We start from the raw sequence: 20304 nt of genomic DNA, 5'->3' as shown, positions 1-20304 counted from the left end.
TATGAATATTGAGGAGAATAAAGAACTGGTTCGCAGGTTCTATGAAGCTATTGACCGGGAAGATTATGATACCGCTGCTGAGTTCTTACACAAAGACTTTGTGTTTTATTTTCAGGTGGATAGCCCTTTACCAGGAGCTGATGGCTTTGTAGCTTCAGAGAAGAAAAACTTTGATGCATTTGAACCCTTCTCCTTCCGTATTCAGGAAATCCTGGCCGAGGGGCATAAAGTGGCAGCTTATATGATCTTTGAAGGTCAGCATACTAAAAGCTCGGTTTTTGGGATTGAACCCAAAGGAAACTTCGTGCGCTTTTCCTTATTGATGTTGCTAACCATACAAGATGGTAAGATCATAGAAAAGCGTGCACATTTTGACCAGGCCGATATTCGAGCTCAAGTAGCAAGATAACTTCTATGATAAATAAAGTTTCAAAAGACAGCAATCAGCACACAGGTGTTTTATAGAAAATAACAATCGCCTCTTGTTGGGGCGATTATTGTTTTCAGTAAGATTATGGCCTGTAAAAATAATCTAAAATTTTCGGATAAAGGATTATACAGGTTAAGGTGTATTTCTTCTTCGCCTTTGAAACCGGCAGACCAATTTTAGGTAATTGTATTTTATTTGAACAATTGGATTTCTTTTGCTCCCCAATTCGGCAATCCTTATCCCTTAGGTGTAATAGTTAGATTCACGATTGGAGAAGCTTGGCTATGCCAATAAAAGCAAAAAGAAAGATAGGATGATTATTTTATTATTCCAGCAGGCAAGCTGATACATTTTTAAATGCTTTAAAACTAAATCATATAAAGCTTTGTCAGAATTATATAATACCTTCCCAGTTGGTACCGAGTAATTTTGCATTCAAAATAAAATGGGATGTAATTCTGTAACCCCGAAAAATGTTAAACCGGCAGAAATAAAGCAAATTTATAATTAATGGAAAGAAGGAATTTTATATTTAACCTGGCAGGCTTAGGCATCATGTCATTGGTTAATGCCAATCAATTGTTTGCCAAAACAGTTGCTACTACCGGCAATTATGAAATCGAACAATTTGAGGATAAAGGACTAGCCCATTATTCTTATGCAATAAAAGCGGGTAATAAAATTATTGTCATTGACCCACAAAGAATTCCGCAGATATATTATGATTATGCGCAAAAAAACAATGCGGTAATTGTAGGTATTGTTGAAACGCATCCCCATGCGGATTTTGTAAGTGCCCACCTGGAAATGCACCAGAAACTCAAAGTGCCCATTTATGCCAGCAGCCTGACAAAACCCAACTACCCGGCCACAGCTTACGACGATGGCAAAATTATCAAGCTATCGGACCAGGTAAGTCTGAGGGCCATGTATACACCAGGTCATGCCCCGGACCATATAGCTGCGGTATTGGTGGAAAACGGGAAAGATATTGCCGTGTTTTCGGGAGACTCTTTGTTGATTGGAGACGTTGGTCGGCCCGATTTGCGCGATTTCTCCAAAAATGTGGAGGCACAAAGACAACGCCTGTCCGAAATGATGTACCATACCATTCATATGCGATTTGCCAGCCTAGCCGATGATGTGATTGTTTATCCGGCCCACGGAGCCGGCTCTTTGTGTGGTAAGTCTATCCGGAAAGCAGCCAGCTCTACTATTGGCTACGAAAAACAGCATAACTACGCTTTCGAAAAAAGAACCAAAGCGGAGTTCGTCAGCTTGCTGTTAAGTGACCAGCCTTTTATTCCCAAGTACTTTCCGTATGCCGTGGGCCTGAATATTAAAGGAGCGCCGGCAGTAAATGCAAGCCTGGCCAAAATAAAATACTTACCCAAAAATTACCGGTCCGAAGAAAAAGCTTTGGTGATTGATAGCCGCCCGGCCACAACTTTTAAAGCATCTTATATACCCAATGCAATTAACATTCAGGACGGAGACTCATTTGCCACCTGGTTAGGTAGCCTGGTAGCGCCCGAATCGGAATTTTATTTGGTAGCGGGTGACGAGGAAGGCTTACAAGCGGCTATAAAAAAGGCGGCTGCTATTGGCTATGAATCTAAAGTAAAAGGCGCGTTTGTTTATGATGCTACCAACGGCAAACAGTTTGCAACTTTTGATAAAAACACCTTTAATCCGGAAGAAAACAAATACACTTACCTAGATGTAAGAACCGCCAAAGAAGTAAAGGAGACAACTGTTTTCCATAACAGCATCCATATTCCTTTACATGAACTAAGTCAGCGCATTTCCGAAATTCCGACGAACAAACCAATATTGGTGAATTGCGCTTCGGGGTATAGGTCGGCTACGGCCAGCAGTATGTTAAAAAAGCTTTTGCCGGCTGCCCAAATATATGATTTAGGTGCAGCGGTAGAGGAGTACAAAAAGCCAGCGGCTAAATAACCGAATCAAAAGTGCTTGCAGCTTTTAACGTAAGTAACTAATAATAAATCAGCACGTCAGTTAGAAATAAATCTGGCTGCCTTGCATTTTTATAAACGAAATACTTTAGGTATCTACTTTATTTTTCAAAAACTATGAAAGAGGCCGGTAAAGCCTACTTACTAATATTTTAGTTTGTCTTTAAACCTTCCGGCTTTTTAACTTTTTGAACAACGCACCTACTACTTTCAATCTGGTTCTATGCATCTTATTATTAAAAATATGGTTTGCCCCCGCTGCGTGACATCCGTGGAGGAAATCTTTAAGAAAAATAAAATGCCGATAAAATATGTTAGGCTAGGCGAAGCGGAACTAAGTGAAGAACCAAGTAAAGACCAATTGCAACAGCTTGGTGAGGACTTGAAGCAAACCGGCTTTGAACCGCTGGACGACCAGAAAACGCAATTGGTAGAACAAGTGAAAAGCTTGTTAATTCAGAAAGTGCAATCCGGCAGTGTGGAAGAGCATTTCAGCGTCAGCAAATATTTGGGCGAGCATATTTACAAAGACTACTCGGCCATCAGCCGGTTATTTTCGGAGGTAGAAGGCATTACCATTGAGCAGTTTTTTATCCTGCAAAAGATAGAGAAAACAAAGGAGTTGCTCGTTTATAACGAGGAGTCACTTAGTCAGATTGCTTTTAACCTGGGTTATAGCAGCACCCAACACCTTTCCAATCAGTTCAAGAAGGTTACCGGCATGACGCCATCCCAGTTCAAGCAACTCGGCATGTCGCACCGTAAACCAATCAATAGCGTAAGGCCTTAGCCCTAAGCGTTTTTCGGATTCCTTTTATTTCTTCTGTACAATTATCTGTACATCTTTTCCAAAAGGATGTAACGGTTACCCTTTGTCCTCCTGGTAACTTTATAGTGTTAAAATATAGGAAAAATTCAGGAGATATTAGAAAAAAGTCATTCCATCAACCTTCCATTAGCCGGTGTAGAAAGCGAGCATTGTGCTTTGATTGTTGATATAGGCACCACTGGGCTGACAGACAAACAAAAGAGAAGCTGAAACGGCTGAAGCTGTAACCAACAATTAAGTATAACTCTTTTCCAGAATAGTGTAACACCCACCAGTCGCTTACCAACTAATTTTGCATTATCAAATTCAAAACAAACAACTAAAGATGAAAACGATAGAATTAAAAACAAATATTATGTGTGGTTCCTGTATCGCCAAAGTAACACCTACCCTCAATGAGACAATAGGTGAAAACAATTGGCAAGTAGATACCCAGAATCCAAAGAAAGTACTGTCGGTAACCACTGAAAACCTAAGTGAAGCTGATGTGATTAAGGCGGTAGAAAAAGCTGGTTACAAAGCAGAAAAACTTTCCTAAACCAATGGGTCAGCCTTAACAGAGGCTGACTCATTAAACCAAATAATAATTTTAGATATGTCAAATACAACATCAATCAATAGTAAAAGTGTGGCAACGAATGAGGGTAAGTTTGGCCTGGCACTCCTGGTAGTAGCCACGGCACAATTGATGTTGGTTTTGGATGATACCATTGCCAATATCGCTTTACCTAGCATTCAACGGGATTTGGGAGTCTCCGCATCAACCTTGCCGTGGATTATTAATGCCTATGTGCTCGCTTTTGGTGCTTTGTTACTCTTCGGTGGTCGTGTGGGAGACCTTTATGGCAGACGCCAGGTGTTTCGGATTGGTCTGGTCATATTTATAGTTGCCTCTCTACTGGGCGGTTTAGGCTGGAACGCAGAGATGTTAATTGCTGCCCGTAGTCTTCAAGGTATTGGCGCAGCTCTGGTAGCACCAAACGTTTTGGCCTTAATTGCTACAACATTCCCAGTAGGGAAGCCTCGTAATAAAGCAATGGCTGTCTATGCGGCTATGTCTGCGGTGGGCATGACCATCGGGGTGTTGCTGGGTGGAGTACTGACCGGCTTTTTGAGCTGGCATTGGGTCTTTTTCATCAATGTTCCAATCGGATTAGCGGTCCTACTAGGTACCAAGACCTTAGTAGAGGGGCATCGAAACCCCGGTAAACTCAATAGCCTGGATGCTGTTAGTGGTGCGGCCGGGATACTTGCCTTGGTTTATGGTATTACCCGAGGGGGCGAACATGGCTGGAACGATACCATTACTTTAGCGTCATTTGCCATAGCGGTTGTATTGGTGGCGGTGTTCCTATGGTTTCAGAGCCACCGTGAACACCCGATGTTGCCCTTAGGGCTGTTCCGTGAAAGCAGCCGTTCAGGCTCGTATGTTACGATACTTTTCATAGGTGGGGGTCTAATGGCTACTTACTATCTTTTAACGCTTTATATGCAGCAGGTACTGCAATTCAGCCCCGTAATGGCGGGTTTAGCTTCTCTTCCTGTCAGCTTTGGTATTGTCTTCGCGGCAGGAATCAGTAATAAATTACTCGAAAAAGTTGCGCCCAGGGTAGTGTCTGCTCCTGGCTTGCTACTAGCAGCGATGGGAATGTACTGGCTTTCCACTTTAACCGTAAACTCATCATACGCTGGGCACGTTCTACCTGGCCTCTTCATCACCTACTCCGGTTTAGGCATGGGCTTCCTGCCATTAACCCTTACCGCAGTGCATGAAGTAGCGGAAGAATGGGCTGGTGTGGCTTCTGCTGTGCTGAATACGTCCCAGCAGATTGGGGCAGCACTCGGAGTGGCTGTATTAGCAACGATTTCGACCTTCATAACCAATCAGCAATTACCGGAAGCAGCAAGAATTCTTCAGGAAGGCTTAGCAAACAATAACCAAAATGCTGTGGTAAGCGCCACTGATGCGCTGACGGCAGGCTATACAACAGGTTTTCTTGCCGGGGCCGGAATGCTGTTATTTGCGGCTCTCATTGTTGCTTTAACTGTTAAAACTGGTCGAATTCAGGCTGCCGCCGAGGCAAGTCTTGAAGGTCAGCCGGTTGGAGTATGATGCTGGTTAGAAAGATGGGATTGATAAGCAGGGCAGATTAAAAAATAAAATTATAGTAACCGGCGCTTTATTGCCTGCTTAGCACACACCCTTAAATAAACATCATTTAATTTTTACCTATGCAACGAATTGCTATTAGTGCAGTTAAGATAACTGCTGCTGTATTCTCCTGTTTGGTATTATTTACCGCCTGTGAAAATAAAGAACAAACGAATCATTATTCGGAACAAAAAAATATAGAAAATATGAAAGGGCATAACCATAACCATTCTCATACTGGTACTGAGAAAAAATATGATATAACGTTTAAATCTGAGCCATCTAACATGGAGGCCGTGAAACCAGCCAAGCTCTATTTCAGACCAGAAGAAGTTGGAAACAGTAGCTCTGTTGTAACACTTGACCTGGTACATGAAATGAAAGTCCATTTGTTTATTATGAGCAAAGACCTTTCCTATTTTGCCCACGAACATCCGGATATTGTAGCAGATGGTAGTTATGTATGGGAACACACTTTTCCAACCGGAGGAGAATACATCTTGTTTCAGGATTATACCCCTTCCGGTTCCGGACATCAATTAGGTAAACAAGAAATTAAAGTTAGTGGGGAAGAAGCCCCTGCTAGAAAATTAGGTGAGGAGAATTTGACCTGGGAAAGCAGTGGCTATAAAGCTATCTTGTCAGCTGAGCAGCCAGTTAAAGCAAACGCATCCATTGAACTGAAAGCATCTGTTTACAAAAATGGAAAACCAGTGACTGACCTTGATGATTATCTTGGAGCACTAGCGCATGTGGTTATTGTTAGTGAGAATGCAGACGAATTTGTGCACGTTCATCCCATGGAATCAGAAACCAGTGGACCTGATATCCTACTACATACCAACTTTCCTAAAAAAGGAAAGTACAAGGTATTCATGCAATTTAAGCATGAAGGAAAAGTTCATACATCTTCGTTTGTTATAAATGTTGTTTAACTACAGTTTATTCAAGATAACTCAAGAATAACTCTAAAAGGCTCTCCCGATATTGCTTTTATTTAATCGTTAATTAATAAAATGGAATATCGGGAGAGCACTCCATAACAGCCTTCTGAATGAAAAGATATTATAGAGACAGCGGTAGTACCAGCATTTGCACCTGCTTTCCTTAATGGTCTATATGAGGTGTTCAAGCCGAGGATGATAAAAGCCTAAATTCTGCTAATAATATTAAAACACTTTAATCCCCATTGTTTTTAAAATACCAACTACATAGAAGCGAAATTTAATGCCCCGCACTCATAGCAGCTTCACCAACCACACTACCGTAAGTCATAATAACAAAAGAACACAGCAAAAGCAGCAAGGCAAAAAGTAAAGTAATGTAGGTGCCGCGCGAAACGTTATTCCATTCTTTCATGATTACCCCCACCATGTAACTGAAAAATATCAGCATCGACATGTGGATGACCCAGGAAGCAAACTGGAAATTGCCCATTTTAACGTGGCCCAAGCCGTAGAAAAAAAACTGAAAGCACCACATAGAACCCGCTAGTCCGGCCCACATAAAATTGCGGGCTAAATCTTTGCCCGTGAGGCCGGTTTTAAAAGTAAACTCCTGTAAGCTGTTGTCTTTAATGCCCAATATTACAAACCACACCAGGTTTACCAGAAAACAACCGGCCGTAGAAACAATGAGTTTAGCGTTGCCTTCAAAATGACCGGCTCCGCGTTCGGCTGCTAAATCTGCAATGGGTTGGCCTACTTCCAGCGAAATATTAAATACGGCGGATAAAACGCCGGCAATCAAGGTCAGAAGTAACCCTTTGCGCATGTTGAAGCCGGAAGAACCGGCTAAATTCTTTTCTTTTTTAAAGCCGGCCCAGCCGCAGAAAAACACCCCCAACAGCGATAGCACCATGCCCGTTAAAATATAATCGCCGCCCGGTCTGGTGAAATATTCAACCAGGCCACCTTTCAACAGCAACGGAACCAACGTACCCAACAACGCCGATAAGCCTATAGATATAGTAAATGTTAACGAATAGCCAATATTGCGGATGGCAAAGCCAAAAGACATGCCACCAAAGCCATAAAGCGCGCCCAACAAGAAAGCCTGGAGCACCACATCCGGAGGCGAATCCTGTAAAACCGAGAAGAACTGGGGTACTGTAGCAATTCCCAAAATTAAAGGAACCAGAATCCAGGCGAAAAAAGCTTGCACCAGCCAAAACGGTACCCACGACCAGTTTTTGGTTTGATGATAAGGTAGGTAACAGGTAGAGGCGGAGATGCCGCCCAAGGCGTGCAGTCCCGTCCCGATTAAAGGGTTGGGGGTAATCATGTGGTGGAGTTGTAGTACTTTAGTTGGTAAAAGTCGTAGTAATGGTTGATTTTGGCAACCTAAATATTTAAAGCTCGCTCAAAACCGGGGTTTTCTTTTTGGCCAGCAGCAGGTGATCGCAGGCCAGCACAATTTCGCCGCGCTGGTTAAAAACCTCCACGTGTTCTACTACTTTCCCGAACTCCGGTTTTTTATCGTCCGACTTTTCTGAAATGGTAACTTTGGAGCGGATGGTATCGCCAATAAAAACAGGTTTGATAAACCGGAGCCGGTCATAGCCTTTGGAGAAAGCCTCGGGGTTTATTTCGGAAGCAGTCTGCCCGATGGCAACGCTAAAAATAAGCGTACCGTGAGCGATTCGTTGTTTAAAAGGCTGGTCTTTGCACCATTCGGCATCCATGTGGTGCGGAAAAAAATCGCCGGTCTGGCCCGCATGAATGACAAAATCCGTTTCGGTGATGGTGCGGCCCAGCGTTTCACGGGTATGGCCTAAAGTATAATCTTCGTAGAACTGTGATTTAAAATGCATAAAACCGGTTAAGGATTTTCGGGAGATAAATTTTAGTTAAAACTCAATTAGTAAAAATATTCAATAGCAACTCTTTGCTGTTCTAATATATTGTAAAGTCCCTCTTTAGGGTGGGTAGGGTGAGAGCCAATGTTGCTGGAACTCCCAAAAAGCTTGTTCAAAATTGATAGACAGTAAATAAAAATCGTCCTATATATGTTTTAAGTCACCTAATCCTCCCCCAACCCCCTCTAAAGGGGGACAAAAAGGTAAGTTGGTTCTCATGCAATAATTAACCTGAGTCGGTATCTCGTTTAGCTCCTATTCAGTTTTCTATTCCAGAATATGACTTGGTTACAAGTTCATTTATTTTCTTCTGGCCCTCTTGTAGCAGTTGTTCTACTTCCGTATCCGAATTCATTACCTGTAAAACTACTTCGTCCAGGATGGTGGCAATTTGGGCCCAATCGGAGCGGCGGGGTAATTCCCGGGCGAGTTGGTGTAACCCTTCGAGTTTGTGATAATAGGGTATAAGCCCATTAACTTCGGGGTCTTGCCACGTCGATTTACGGCAGCCAATTCCGCCCTCCATGGTTAATAGTTTATCGTTTTGTTTATTTAAGGCAAATTTAAGGAAATCGTAAATGACAGCCTGGTGTTTGCTGCCGGAGCCAATGGCATAAAGCCAGTAAACATTCAAGGACACAGCTTGCCCATTTGGCCCTTGGGGAACCGGTGCAATTTGGACCTGGCCTTTCACTTTCGATTTCACAGCTACTTCGCAATAAGAGGCAAACCCGAACCAGTTTACCATCATCGCCACTTCGCCGCGGGCAAAAGCCATTCCAGCCTGCACCGAATCGTAATCGGCACAATTTGGATGTACCGCCCATTGGTCTCTTAGTATTTCTCGGTAAAACTCCAGCCCTTCCTGCGCGGCTGGGGTTTGTATATTTATACTCCCATCCGCATCGGTTAAAGTGCCGCCGCGCGACCATAATTGCAGACTAAAATCAAAAACGGTGTTATGTCCATCGGGGAAAGCGGCGAAGACCGAGCCATAGAGGTTTTGTTCGGGCCGTTGAAAAAAGCGGGCTATATGCCGGAATTCTTCCCAGGTAGTCGGAGGTGCCAGTTCCATACCGTGTAATTCCCGGAAGGCGGTTTGTTCGGCTGGGTCGGAGAATAAATCTTTGCGGTATATTAAGCACTCGGGCCCATCGTGAAAAGGCAGGCCTACCACCGCCGAACCAAAAGTTTGCATAGCCAGCAAGGAGTCAGTCCAGCCTTGCGAATAATCTTCGGGCGGGCTCTTTTGCAGGAAAGGAGCTAAATCGAGCAGGGCGCCGGTTTCGTAGGCTTCCGTAATCCAATCGGTGTTGATGTGGGCCAGGTCCCAGTTTCCATTTTTCAAGCCGGCTTTTACCAGAATTTCTCCGTGCAAATCGTGTAACTGCAACGGCACCATTTCCATCTGGTAGGTACAACCGGTTTGTTCCTGGTAAGCCGCCCAGATTTTAGCTAAGGCCGTTTCGAAAGGCCCAAAAGCCCGGACCGCAAACCTGATAATACTATTTTCCTCCGGCATGTTTATTTCGGCACCGTATGTTTTGCTAATATTTCTTCCAGAATAGATTCGGTATGTTCGCCCAGCTTAGGTGCACCTAACGGCGATACCAGACGCTTCCCGTCTATGGTAATGGGGCAACGGGTGGTTTTGTACCGATAGCCGTCTTCCATCCGAACCTCCTGAATCATATCTAATACTTTAAAGCCTTCGTGGTCCATCAACCGGTCCCAGGTGAGCACGTCGGCGCACCAGATATCGGCCGGTTCCAGAATCTGCAGCCAATGGGCTGTATTTTCTTTTAGAAGATGATCAGCCAGCATATCTTTTATTTCATCGCGCCGGGTAAACCAACTATCAATATTCTGATAATTTATTAAACCGGCGCAGCCCAGCAAGGAACCTAACTGGGGCACCGAAGCCATGGCCAAGGCAATATAGCCATCTTTTGTTTTATAAATTCCGTAAGGCGCGCCCAAATAAGCGTGGGCATTATTTTTATCGGAACGAACAGTGGGTTGGCCGCCATCGCGGTAAAAAGTGGTGATGGTCTCGAACTGAAAATCAATAATGGATTCGAGCATGCTTACTTGCACCAGACCACCCCGGCCGGAGATGCCTTTGCGTACCAGGCAGGCTAGAATGCCCTGGGCCAGATGCGCGCCCGTCATAATATCTACCACGGCTATACCCATCGGTACGGGGCCTTTGCTGCCGTTGCCACTCAGCCAGGTTAAACCCGAGAGAGCCTGCACGAGTAAATCCTGACCGGGCTTGTCTTTCCAAGGGCCATCCGAACCGTACCCGGATATTTCGCCGTAAACCACCGTTGGGTTTATTTCCCGTACCGATTCATAATCGAAGCCCAACCGTTCCATTACACCGGGCCGGAAATTATGCATCACCACATCGGCATGCCGGATTAATTCCCGGATGTCTTTCCGATCAAGCTCATCTTTTAAATCGGCTACAAAGCTTTCTTTGTTCCGGTTAATGGCATGGAAAATAGACGAAACGCCATTCATGATGGCTTCCGAAACATATAAGTGCCGGCAAATATCGCCGGTTTGTGGTTTTTCAACTTTAATCACCCGCGCTCCCAGGTCCGCCAGCCGCAAACTGGCCGAGGGGCCCGATAGAAACTGGCTGAAATCAACTACCACAATATCTGCTAAAGGTTTTATCATAAAATACCCGAATGGCGGGATTTAATATTCGCTACTAGTTTTAAACAAACCATTTTACCGGCATTTGCCGGCAGCTGGTTAATTTGGCCAAGGGCTAAGCTGTTGCCAGGTTAAATTCCAAATCAATGGGTAAAGTATGCTGGCCCAGGAGTGGACCGGGTTTGTCCGATAGAAGTTTCCCGCCATCTATGCGGATGGGACAACGGGTGGTACGCAGTTTTTCTTTGTTTTGCAGCACTACCTCCTGATCCATTTGCAAAACTTTATAACCGTCGTGGTTCAGGAATTGCTGATAATTAAAAATCTCAGCGCACCAGATATCGGCCGGTTCCAGCAAAGAAAGCCAGGCAGCCGTGTCTTTTTCCTGCAGAAAGTTGTTCAGAATAGCCATAATCTCGTCCCGGCGGGTAAACCAACCTTCACTATCCGGAAAAGCTTTTAAAGCTTCGCAGTCCAGAATAATGCCCAGCCGCACCAGGTTTTCCATGGCCAGCGCCAGGTAGCCGTTGCGGGTTTGGTATACGCCATAGGGGGCGCTCAGGTACGCATTGGCATTACCGCGGGCAGCCCGTACGGGTTCCTTTTTTCCGTCGTTCAGGTAAGTGGTCAGTAGTTCAAACTGTAAATCCAGCACCGATTCGAGTAAGCTTACCTCTACCAGACTACCGGTTTGGGTTTTTCCCCGGCGAACCAGGGCGGCTAAAATGCCTTGGGTTAAATGAGCGCCACAAACAATATCCGCTACCGCAATCCCAAACGGGGTAGGATCATCGGCTTTATCACCGGATAAATAGGTTAGGCCCGACATGGATTGTACCAATAAATCCTGGCCAGGTTTAGCCGCCCAGGGGCCTTTAGAACCGTAACCTGTAACCACCCCGTAAACCAGCCTCGGATTAATATTTTTTACCTCTTCGTAGCCCAGCCCTATTTTTTCCATAATGCCAGGCCGGAAGTTATGCGTCAGCACATCGGCCTTCTCGATTAGCTTTTTTATTTTATCCAGGTCCGCCGGGTTTTTCAGGTCGGCTTCGTAAGATTCTTTATTGCGATTAATGGTATGAAAAACAATGCTGTCGTCGCCGGCAAAAAGATTTTTAATAGCTATTTTCCGGCCACCTTCTCCGGTACCGGGCCTTTCAATTTTAATAACCCGGGCGCCCAGGTCAGCTAGTCTTAGACCAGCCGAAGGGCCTGCCATATACTGGCAGAACTCCAGTACGATAAGATTCTCTAATGGCCTCACAAATTTCTTTACAATTTAAACCTTGCGGCTGGTTTCTGGTATGATGTAATCTTTTAATAAAGCCTCTTGGTTGTAATAAATCGCCGGCTATTATTTTTTATAACCTTACAATTAACTTTTATAAAACCAGATGCGAATCATTTAATTCCGTTTACTCTAAAATTTAGGATTAGTTAAGCTGTAATGGCTTGGTAAATAAATATTTAAAATATTAAATCTGATTTTTGTATCTGGTAATACCAGCAATAAACTCAAATATTTTATTCGAATATAAATTAAATATTCATAAATAAAAAATATTGATTCAACATTGAAGAAAAAAGTGTGCTATTTTGGTCCGGAGAAAGAAAGACCAGAATTTTATTTTTAAATTGTCCGGAGCCGGACTGCGGTAAGCTGCCCAGCTAAGAAAATAGATATTTATATTTATGCGCTTTTAGTTAAAAAAGTAAAGAATCACGTGGAAGAAAAAGTCAGTAAATACCAGGCGCCGGCCCTGGAAAAAGGATTAGACATTCTGGAATATTTGTCGCAGAAAGCAACGCCGTTATCACAAACTGAAATTGCCAACGGCATTAATAAAAATCCGAACGAGATTTACCGGATGCTGGTTTGCCTGGAAGAGCGGGGTTACCTGGTGCGGGAAGAGCACTCGGCCAAATATATGCTTTCGCTGAAGCTGTATAATTTATCGCACCGCCACTCACCGGTCGACGAAATCCGACGGGCCTCGCAGCACCCCATGCATAATCTGGCCGCCAAACTGAAGCAATCGTGCCACCTGGGCGTGCTGTACAACGACCAACTGATGGTTATTTTTCAGGCGAAGAGCCCCAGCCCAATTGCCTTGTCTATAGAAGAGGGTAGCCTGTTCCCTTTGTTGCTAACGGCTTCGGGACGGGTATTGCTGGCTTTTTTAGAAGAGACAGAACGGCTGAATATATTAAACCGGATACCATTATATAAGAGCTACTCCGCCCGTAAGCAGAAAGCATTTTTGCAGGAACTGGAAGAGGTGCAGCAAAAGGGCGTTTATTTAGGCACCAGCGATTTATCCAGGGGGGTAACCGATATTGTAATGCCCATCGGCAACATGGAAACCGGTGTTTTTGCTTCATTAGCCGTTTCTATCCTGACCACCGAGTACGATGAACATTTTACTTCCGAAGAAATAATCGAAGAAGTGCAGGCCTGTACCCAGCATATTCTGAACCGGTTAGGTTTTTAGTAGAAAGAATTTACCAGGTTAAGAATAGTATTATACCTTCCCAGTTGGCCCAAGGCCCGATTGGGCACTAGTGGGTTGTGCCGTACCGCTGGGGTAGATACCTTTATTCTAAACTATTCGCTTGCTGTATAATGTCCTGCCGGTTCTTTTTTTTATTTAGTTGGCTGAGCCTTTTGGTATTGGCTTCTTGGCAGCCGGCGCAGGCCCAGCACGAAGGCTTAATTTATGGCCGGGTGCAAACGCAAAGCGGCGAAGTGTATACCGGCCAGATTAGGTGGAGTGCCCACCAGGTTTTTTGGGGCGATATTTTGCTTGGCGTAAAAACCGAGGTGCCGGTATTGCAATATTTAAACGAAGAACAAATTAGTCAGCTTAGCCCCGCGGAACCGGATGCGGGCTTCGACTGGCAATTTATTAACCTGTGGAAATCGAAATATCCGGCGCGCGATTATGATTTAAAACTGCGGTTCGGCGATTTGGCAGCACTGCAAATAACCGGTGAGCAAACGGCAACCATCTTATTAAAGAACAACCGTCGCATCAAAATAGCCAGTCACCCCGACGACAACCGCCACCTGGGCAAAGACATAACCGTTTACGATAACCAGAAAGGCCGCCTTACGGTTAATTGGGACAACCTGAAAAGCGTTAATTTTCTGCCCACGCCTGCCCAGTTGCCGCATATTAAAGGAACTCCTTTGTACGGCACGGTGCAAACTGCCAACGGTCCGCTTACCGGCTTTATAAAATGGGACCAGGACGAATATTTATCATCGCACCAACTAGATGGGCAATTAGACAGCAACCCACAAAACCTTCGCTACGCTTTCAGCCAAATTCATTCTATTCAGGTTAGAGATAAAGGATCTATTGTTAAATTTTATTCCGACGACAAAATATTCCTGAAAAATAACCGTGATGTAAATGCTACAAATCGCGGTATTGTGGTGCAGCACCCGGCCTGGGGCCAGGCCATTGTTAGCTGGGAAGCCTTCCGTTCGGTTACGTTCGAAGACAAAGTGCCGGCCAATCTAGGGTACGAAAGCTACGGCAAACTCCAAAAAATACGCGGCACCATCCGGACAACGGATAACCATAATATCAAGGCCGAACTGGTTTTTGATTTGGATGAGGAGTGGACCGCAGAATTATTAGACGGCCGGTTTGGAAATACTATTCGGTATACCATACCTTTCGGGCGAATCGTTAACCTGAAACCTTTACCGAACGGACGGTCCGAAATACAAATGGCCGGTGAAAAAAAGTTGACTTTAGAAAACGAAAACGATGTGTCGGGCCAAAACTGGGGCCTGATGTTACTGCTGCCCAATAAGCAACACCGGTATATTCCGTGGGCTAAAATAAGCCAAATCTCTTTCTTTTAAACATGCCGATAGCGCTAAAAGACCTGTTTGCTCCCGATAATGCTAAAGACCAAAAGTGGCTGCGATTACTGTTTATACTGGGGTTAGGGATATTATTAGCCGGGTTGTACCTGCTGCGGCGGGCCAATCCCGAATTGGTTTATTTGGTGGCGCTGCTCTGGATTTTTACCGTAATAATGCTGCTGTGGTTTGGCAACGGATTTATTTACAGAATATTAAATTATAAGTTTCCTTGGGCAAAGCATACCACGGCCCGCTTTTTCCTGCAGCTTTTTCTGAGTACCCTTTACTCGCTCTTGTGCATTAACCTGACTTATTATTTTTTCCGGGCCCAAACTACGCAGCGCCCTCCAGATCTAGAGCAGTTTCTGGTGTTAAATGTTTACGGCTTGCTGTTTATTATTCCGGTGCTATCCATCAACTTCGGAATATTTTTTATGGTGCAGTGGAAAAAGGCGCACGAGCAATCCGAGAAATTTAAGCAGGAAAACCTGCGCACCCAACTGGAGTCGCTGCGCATGCACCTGGACCCGCACTTTTTATTTAACAACCTGAATGTGTTATCGGCCCTCATCCAGAAAAATCCGGAGGATGCCCAACTTTTTCTGGATCGTTTCGCCGATGTGTACCGCTACGTGCTGCAATATAAAAAAGAAGAACTGGTACCGCTGGCCACCGAGTTAGAATTTATTCGGGCCTATTATTTTTTATTGCACCAAAGGTTCGGCGACCAACTGCAACTAACTATTAATATATCAGAAGCGTTGTTAGAAACTGTTTGTCTGCCGCCTTTAGCTTTGCAAATGCTGCTGGAAAACGCAATCAAGCATAATGTTATTTCGGCCAAAATACCTTTGATCATAAATATTGCGACCGAAGCCGATGGTTGGTTAATAGTCCGGAATACCCGGCAGCCTAAAATACAGGAAAGCACCCACCTCACCGGAACCGGCCTCGAAAATATTCGCCAACGCTACGGCTATTTATCGGACCGCGAGGTACAAGTAACGCAAACCCCGACTAGTTTTGCCGTAAAACTGCCGCTGCTCGAAATAGCCGATTAAGCGAGTGGTTAATTTTAAGTTAAACTTTTAACTTGCCCACCGGAAGACAAACGCTGAATTCAAACATGAAGGTGCTGATAATTGAAGATGAAGCCCTGGCCGCCGAGCGATTAGGAAAACTATTATACGAGTACAACCCGGCTATTCAGGTGTTGGCTGTTTTAAGTTCGGTAGAAGCCGCGGTAAAATGGTTGCAGGAGCACGACTTGCCCGATTTATTGTTGCTGGATATTCACCTATCAGACGGACTTTGCTTCGATATTTTTAAACAGGTGCGGGTAAAATGCCCGGTAATCTTTACTACCGCTTACGACCAGTATGCCCTGGAAGCTTTTCAGGTTCACAGCATCGATTATTTGTTAAAACCGGTGCAGTTTAGCAAACTGGTGCAAAGCCTGGATAAAATGCAGGAAATACGGCATACGTTGGGGCCAACTCAGGCCGAAATACCCATCAACGAAGTGGTACAGATGATTCGGCCCAAGGAGGGAAGCTATAAATCCAGGTTTCTCGTAAAAATGGGAGCCAAAATTAAAGCCATTAAGACCGCCGATATTGCTTATTTCTTTTCTTCGAATAAACTTACCTTACTCGTAACCCGCGAGAACCAGAAATTTCCGGTTGATTATGCCCTCGACGATTTAATTCAACTGCTCGATCCCAGCCAATTTTTCCATATTAACCGAAAGTTGATAATATCCTTTGATGCCGCCAAAGAAATTCACCCGTACTTTAAAGGCCGCCTGAAACTAGTCTTGCATCCGCCCTTGGACGAAGAAATTGTTATCAGCAGCGAAAAAACCCCAGCTTTTAAAAGTTGGCTGGATCAGTAAGGTTAATAATTTTTGAGAACTCATGGAACGATAAGTCTGTGTAAGCCAATTTAATTTTAAATGGCCTATATTTTAGTTAATAAATTTCGGAGTTGTAATTTTATAGCAGAAGTACAGCCATTAATAATGCAGATAACCGTTAGTTGTGTACCATTTATGAAAATTAATTTTACTTTAATAATTTTTCTCATGCTGGAGCTATTTGGGTGTAAAAAGAAGGAAACAGACATTGTGTTTGAGAAGTTTAGAACTCAAATTGAAAGTCAAGGTTTAAAAATTGACACAATTGATGATGAAGGACTAATTCATATTTCCAAAGGAGATATTGATTTAAAAGTTAATCTTGATAATCTTAGAAAGAATTATGAAAGAGATCACGATGATTCATTAATAATTGACTTTGTAGAAGTTATTTTCTCTCAGTTAGAACCTTTTCCAGTGTGGGAGACAGCTAGAAATAATATTTTTATTTCCCTTTATCCGAGTGACTTCGATTTTCAGGACTTCTTAAATAAGCCAGTTACAGATGATTTTAGCAGAATATTTATTCATAGTGGCAATAATAAATTTACCTGGATTTCTAAAGACGATCTAACTGGATGGAAGATTACAGAAGATGAATTAGAAAAGGCTGCTTTGACAAATGGGCAACTTGAACTTAATAAAGCAACCTTACAAATTGACACTATTGAGAATCATAAATTAGGATTTCTCGAAACGGAACACGAATCATTAAAAGCATCACTACTTTTCTCACCTAACTTAATGGAAAAAGTAAAAGATGAGTTAGGTTGGCCTGTTTATGCAGTTATACCTGTAAGAGATTTCTGTTATCTATTTTCCGAAAATGATTTTGATTTCTTTTCTGGCAAACTTGGGAAGACAGTGATAGAAGAGTATAAAGAATCTGGGTATCCAATTACTACCGAATTATTGAAATTTAGTGACAAAGGAATTGAAGCTGTTGGGAAATATCCAAGAGAGTAAAATAAAAGCGACATATAATATTGTTTGTTCTCTATACTCTGATCGATTGCCTCACCTGCTGTTTACATTTGAACGTTATTGAAAATATTTAATGGCGCACAAAGAGAATATGCAAAATATCAACATAAAGAAAGCTTCACTAAACGACATTGACCAACTGCAAAAAATTAGCAGACAAACTTTTTCAGAGACCTTTTCTGCCGGCAATACAGCGGAAGATATGCATAAATATTTGGAAGAAGAATTTTCTGTTGAAAGATTGACGGCTGAACTTAATAACACAAATTCCCAATTCTATTTTGCGGAGCTTGACAATACTGTGATCGGTTATTTAAAACTGAACACAGGTCCGTCACAAACAGAAATAAAAGATGATACAGCTCTTGAAATTGAACGGATTTATGTGTTAAAAGAATATCACGGGAAAAAGGTAGGTCAATTGTTGTACGATAAGGCCATGCAAATTGCCAGGCAAACAAATGCCGATTACGTTTGGCTAGGTGTTTGGGAAGAAAATCCCAGGGCCATAAATTTTTATAAGAAAAATGGTTTCGTGGAGTTTGACAAACACATTTTTAAATTAGGAAATGATGCGCAGACAGACATTATGATGAGACTGCAATTGAAGAACAAATAAGAAATTATAAAAAGATTACGATTAACATAGGTTTGGCAATAGTGAAGCTAACCGTACTGGATTCAGTATTAATAGTACAATCGAGCTTTTGTACTTACTTTGTGCTGGCGATTTTCAAGGGTTCTGACAGCACCAAGCCTAAAACCGCTATTACCTAAATTTACAAAACATCAAAAAAACTGGTATAAAGCCAAAAGATTAAATTATGCAAAAAGGACGACTCGAAGCTTTTAGTGATGGGGTATTAGCCATTATTATCACGATTATGGTTTTAGAAATAAAGGTGCCCCATGGGGTAACTTTGCAGGTATTACAACCCTTAATTCCGATTGTGATTAGTTACATTCTGAGTTTTATTTACGTAGCAATTTACTGGAACAATCACCACCACATGCTGTTTACCGTTAAACACGTAACCGGTGGTATTTTGTGGGCTAACCTGCACTTGCTTTTCTGGTTATCGCTGATTCCGTTTGTAACCGGTTGGATAGGCGAGAACCATTTTGCTCCTGTTCCGATGGCCTTTTATGGCGTAGTCCTGTTTATGGCTGCTTTGGCGTATTGGATTTTACAAACCCGTATTATTAAGAATCACGGCGAGGAGTCTATACTGGCCAAAGCAATCGGAAAAGACATTAAAGGCAAGATATCTCCGGTTCTATATTTTATCGCTATTTGTTCTACTTATTTCGGCCCTTGGATTGCCGGCAGTATTTATGTTTTAGTTGCTTTTATGTGGCTGATTCCGGATAAACGGATTGAAGTTATTCTGAAACATAAAGCGGAGGATGAAAGCAATTCAATTTCAAAAAAAGCCATACATACTTAGCCAACCTTTAACGGTAATATTCTACTAAAACTTATTTGAAATAGAAATACCACCTTGCTTACTCGAATCGTAAGCTGCTTCTACGCAAGCCATGGTATAAATACAATCTTCTACCGAATTGTCGGGCTGGGCAATAGAACCTTCGGCAGCCAGCATTACCTGGGCCATAGAGCCAATAAAAGCGTGCGGAAACCAACTGCCGATTATGGCCATGGTTTGCCATTGTGGTTCCTGATTTGGTTCCAGCACTACATACTCAAAAGCGTCGGGTACGCCTTTAGGGTAATCCATTAGCAGGCCCAACTTCATTTTTACCGCGCCTTTGGTACCTTCCAGTTTTATGTAAGATTGCTGGTTGGTGAGTCCGAATTGGTGACAATGGTTCGTTAAAATATTGGCCCGCACGGTATCGCCGTAATCCATAATAATATTGCTGCGCACCGATGCCAGTTGGGACATGTGCGGATGCTTGGTGGCTTTGGCGTAAATGCCTTGCGGGTTGCCTAAAAAACTTCGAACTAAATCTACGTAATGAATGCTGTGGTATAATATTTCGGTGCGTGGCAGCTTAAATAAAAAGTCCCATAAGTGCCACGGTGTGTACACATTTACATTAATTTCAATATCAACCAGTTCGCCCAGTAATCCCTGGTTTAACAAGTGACGGGCCGCTAAAATAGCCGGCGCATACCGCAGCTGAAAATTAATACCGGCCACCAGTTTTTTGGCGCGGCACAACTGTAATATTTCTTCGGCCTGGGTTAAATCTTCGCCCATGGGTTTCTGAATCAAGCAAGCTGAACCGTCGGGTATTAAGCGGAGCGTAGCTAATATTTCGGAAGCAGGTAAGGCAATATCGAATATTGCTTTGGGTGGTGCTTGGACAATCAATTCCAGTAAAGAGCCATATACCTGCGGAATATTAAACGCCGATGCCAGATTTTGAGCTTTCTCCTGGTTTAAATCAAAGATGCCGGCCACCGGAAAGTTAGCTGACTGGTACGCGGGTAAATGAGCATCTTTAACAATGCCGCCGGCCCCAATTATGAGAATAGGCTGGCGGGTTTGCGGTAAAGGAAGTGGTGGAATCATAGTAAATTTAAAGCCAGCTGGTATTAAGGGCAGGACGAAAATAAAAGAATATTTTTAACTGCTTCTCT

At 43.3% G+C, this 20304-nt stretch carries 19 protein-coding genes; 13 read left to right on the top strand and 6 right to left on the bottom strand.

Annotation, left to right across the window (positions count from 1 at the left end; genetic code table 11):
* Position 1: 1 nt before the first annotated feature.
* From AAE02nite_RS10650 to AAE02nite_RS10625, 6 genes are all read left to right on the top strand, one after another.
* On the top strand, positions 2-409 hold the full coding sequence (locus AAE02nite_RS10650) for an ester cyclase (protein ID WP_146897708.1): 408 nt from the start codon (positions 2-4) through the stop codon (positions 407-409).
* Between the two features lie 531 nt (positions 410-940).
* Positions 941-2392 (top strand): MBL fold metallo-hydrolase, encoded by a 1452-nt coding sequence (locus AAE02nite_RS10645; RefSeq protein ID WP_146897707.1) that lies wholly within the window; start codon positions 941-943, stop codon positions 2390-2392.
* A gap of 315 nt (positions 2393-2707) precedes the next feature.
* Positions 2708-3199, top strand: coding sequence for a helix-turn-helix domain-containing protein (locus tag AAE02nite_RS10640; protein ID WP_246150952.1), 492 nt, complete (start codon positions 2708-2710; stop codon positions 3197-3199).
* 364 nt (positions 3200-3563) lie between these two features.
* Positions 3564-3776 carry a heavy-metal-associated domain-containing protein gene (locus AAE02nite_RS10635; RefSeq protein WP_146897705.1) on the top strand — a complete coding sequence of 71 codons (213 nt, stop codon included), beginning with the start codon at positions 3564-3566 and terminating at the stop codon, positions 3774-3776.
* 57 nt (positions 3777-3833) lie between these two features.
* On the top strand, positions 3834-5351 hold the full coding sequence (locus AAE02nite_RS10630) for an MFS transporter (protein WP_146897704.1): 1518 nt from the start codon (positions 3834-3836) through the stop codon (positions 5349-5351).
* 119 nt (positions 5352-5470) lie between these two features.
* On the top strand, positions 5471-6325 hold the full coding sequence (locus AAE02nite_RS10625; RefSeq protein WP_146897703.1) for a DUF8832 domain-containing protein: 855 nt from the start codon (positions 5471-5473) through the stop codon (positions 6323-6325).
* Between the two features lie 289 nt (positions 6326-6614).
* Here AAE02nite_RS10625 and AAE02nite_RS10620 read toward each other — a convergent pair whose 3' ends face one another.
* The 5 genes from AAE02nite_RS10620 to AAE02nite_RS10600 form a co-directional block, all read right to left on the bottom strand.
* Entirely contained in the window at positions 6615-7673 is a 1059-nt protein-coding gene (locus AAE02nite_RS10620; protein ID WP_146897702.1) for an L-rhamnose/proton symporter RhaT, read from the bottom strand.
* A 67-nt stretch (positions 7674-7740) separates the two neighbouring features.
* A complete protein-coding gene (locus AAE02nite_RS10615; protein ID WP_146897701.1) occupies positions 7741-8202 on the bottom strand; it encodes a MaoC family dehydratase in 462 nt (153 codons plus the stop codon).
* A gap of 304 nt (positions 8203-8506) precedes the next feature.
* Entirely contained in the window at positions 8507-9769 is a 1263-nt protein-coding gene (locus tag AAE02nite_RS10610) for an extracellular solute-binding protein (protein WP_146897700.1), read from the bottom strand.
* Positions 9770-9771: 2 nt separating this feature from the next.
* Positions 9772-10935, bottom strand: a complete 1164-nt coding sequence (locus tag AAE02nite_RS10605; RefSeq protein ID WP_218033467.1) for a CaiB/BaiF CoA transferase family protein — start codon at positions 10933-10935, stop codon at positions 9772-9774.
* Between the two features lie 94 nt (positions 10936-11029).
* A complete protein-coding gene (locus AAE02nite_RS10600; RefSeq protein WP_146897699.1) occupies positions 11030-12181 on the bottom strand; it encodes a CaiB/BaiF CoA transferase family protein in 1152 nt (383 codons plus the stop codon).
* A gap of 460 nt (positions 12182-12641) precedes the next feature.
* Here AAE02nite_RS10600 and AAE02nite_RS10595 point away from each other — a divergent pair, with 460 nt between their 5' ends.
* The 7 genes from AAE02nite_RS10595 to AAE02nite_RS10565 all read left to right on the top strand — a co-directional run bounded on the left by AAE02nite_RS10595 (position 12642) and on the right by AAE02nite_RS10565 (position 19144).
* Positions 12642-13409 carry an IclR family transcriptional regulator gene (locus AAE02nite_RS10595; protein ID WP_146897698.1) on the top strand — a complete coding sequence of 256 codons (768 nt, stop codon included), beginning with the start codon at positions 12642-12644 and terminating at the stop codon, positions 13407-13409.
* Positions 13410-13588: 179 nt separating this feature from the next.
* Positions 13589-14794: a hypothetical protein gene (locus tag AAE02nite_RS10590; RefSeq protein ID WP_146897697.1), complete on the top strand. Its 1206-nt coding sequence runs from the start codon at positions 13589-13591 to the stop codon at positions 14792-14794.
* A gap of 2 nt (positions 14795-14796) precedes the next feature.
* Positions 14797-15858 carry a sensor histidine kinase gene (locus tag AAE02nite_RS10585; protein WP_146897696.1) on the top strand — a complete coding sequence of 354 codons (1062 nt, stop codon included), beginning with the start codon at positions 14797-14799 and terminating at the stop codon, positions 15856-15858.
* A 65-nt stretch (positions 15859-15923) separates the two neighbouring features.
* Positions 15924-16691, top strand: coding sequence for a LytR/AlgR family response regulator transcription factor (locus AAE02nite_RS10580; protein ID WP_146897695.1), 768 nt, complete (start codon positions 15924-15926; stop codon positions 16689-16691).
* 60 nt (positions 16692-16751) lie between these two features.
* Positions 16752-17678 carry a hypothetical protein gene (locus AAE02nite_RS10575; RefSeq protein ID WP_170252572.1) on the top strand — a complete coding sequence of 309 codons (927 nt, stop codon included), beginning with the start codon at positions 16752-16754 and terminating at the stop codon, positions 17676-17678.
* A 91-nt stretch (positions 17679-17769) separates the two neighbouring features.
* Positions 17770-18315 (top strand): GNAT family N-acetyltransferase, encoded by a 546-nt coding sequence (locus AAE02nite_RS10570; RefSeq protein WP_307725534.1) that lies wholly within the window; start codon positions 17770-17772, stop codon positions 18313-18315.
* A 205-nt stretch (positions 18316-18520) separates the two neighbouring features.
* Entirely contained in the window at positions 18521-19144 is a 624-nt protein-coding gene (locus tag AAE02nite_RS10565) for a TMEM175 family protein (RefSeq protein WP_146897693.1), read from the top strand.
* A 24-nt stretch (positions 19145-19168) separates the two neighbouring features.
* Here AAE02nite_RS10565 and AAE02nite_RS10560 read toward each other — a convergent pair whose 3' ends face one another.
* Entirely contained in the window at positions 19169-20236 is a 1068-nt protein-coding gene (locus tag AAE02nite_RS10560; RefSeq protein ID WP_146897692.1) for a Gfo/Idh/MocA family protein, read from the bottom strand.
* Between the last annotated feature and the right edge of the window lie 68 nt (positions 20237-20304).

The organism is Adhaeribacter aerolatus, from assembly GCF_007991635.1.
Taxonomy (GTDB): Bacteria; Bacteroidota; Bacteroidia; order Cytophagales; family Hymenobacteraceae; genus Adhaeribacter; species Adhaeribacter aerolatus.
Note: the sequence above shows the minus strand (reverse complement) of the source record. Positions and strands in the feature narration are given on the sequence as shown.

Coding starts and splice junctions, on each gene's coding strand:
- AAE02nite_RS10610 (WP_146897700.1), bottom strand. CDS start 9,769: ATGCCGGAGGAAAATAGTATTATCAGGTTTGCGGTCCGGGCTTTTGGG.
- AAE02nite_RS10565 (WP_146897693.1), top strand. CDS start 18,521: ATGCAAAAAGGACGACTCGAAGCTTTTAGTGATGGGGTATTAGCCATT.
- AAE02nite_RS10635 (WP_146897705.1), top strand. CDS start 3,564: ATGAAAACGATAGAATTAAAAACAAATATTATGTGTGGTTCCTGTATC.
- AAE02nite_RS10630 (WP_146897704.1), top strand. CDS start 3,834: ATGTCAAATACAACATCAATCAATAGTAAAAGTGTGGCAACGAATGAG.
- AAE02nite_RS10625 (WP_146897703.1), top strand. CDS start 5,471: ATGCAACGAATTGCTATTAGTGCAGTTAAGATAACTGCTGCTGTATTC.
- AAE02nite_RS10650 (WP_146897708.1), top strand. CDS start 2: ATGAATATTGAGGAGAATAAAGAACTGGTTCGCAGGTTCTATGAAGCT.
- AAE02nite_RS10620 (WP_146897702.1), bottom strand. CDS start 7,673: ATGATTACCCCCAACCCTTTAATCGGGACGGGACTGCACGCCTTGGGC.
- AAE02nite_RS10580 (WP_146897695.1), top strand. CDS start 15,924: ATGAAGGTGCTGATAATTGAAGATGAAGCCCTGGCCGCCGAGCGATTA.
- AAE02nite_RS10560 (WP_146897692.1), bottom strand. CDS start 20,236: ATGATTCCACCACTTCCTTTACCGCAAACCCGCCAGCCTATTCTCATA.
- AAE02nite_RS10640 (WP_246150952.1), top strand. CDS start 2,708: ATGCCGATAAAATATGTTAGGCTAGGCGAAGCGGAACTAAGTGAAGAA.
- AAE02nite_RS10605 (WP_218033467.1), bottom strand. CDS start 10,935: ATGATAAAACCTTTAGCAGATATTGTGGTAGTTGATTTCAGCCAGTTT.
- AAE02nite_RS10575 (WP_170252572.1), top strand. CDS start 16,752: ATGGCCTATATTTTAGTTAATAAATTTCGGAGTTGTAATTTTATAGCA.
- AAE02nite_RS10585 (WP_146897696.1), top strand. CDS start 14,797: ATGCCGATAGCGCTAAAAGACCTGTTTGCTCCCGATAATGCTAAAGAC.
- AAE02nite_RS10615 (WP_146897701.1), bottom strand. CDS start 8,202: ATGCATTTTAAATCACAGTTCTACGAAGATTATACTTTAGGCCATACC.
- AAE02nite_RS10645 (WP_146897707.1), top strand. CDS start 941: ATGGAAAGAAGGAATTTTATATTTAACCTGGCAGGCTTAGGCATCATG.
- AAE02nite_RS10570 (WP_307725534.1), top strand. CDS start 17,770: ATGGCGCACAAAGAGAATATGCAAAATATCAACATAAAGAAAGCTTCA.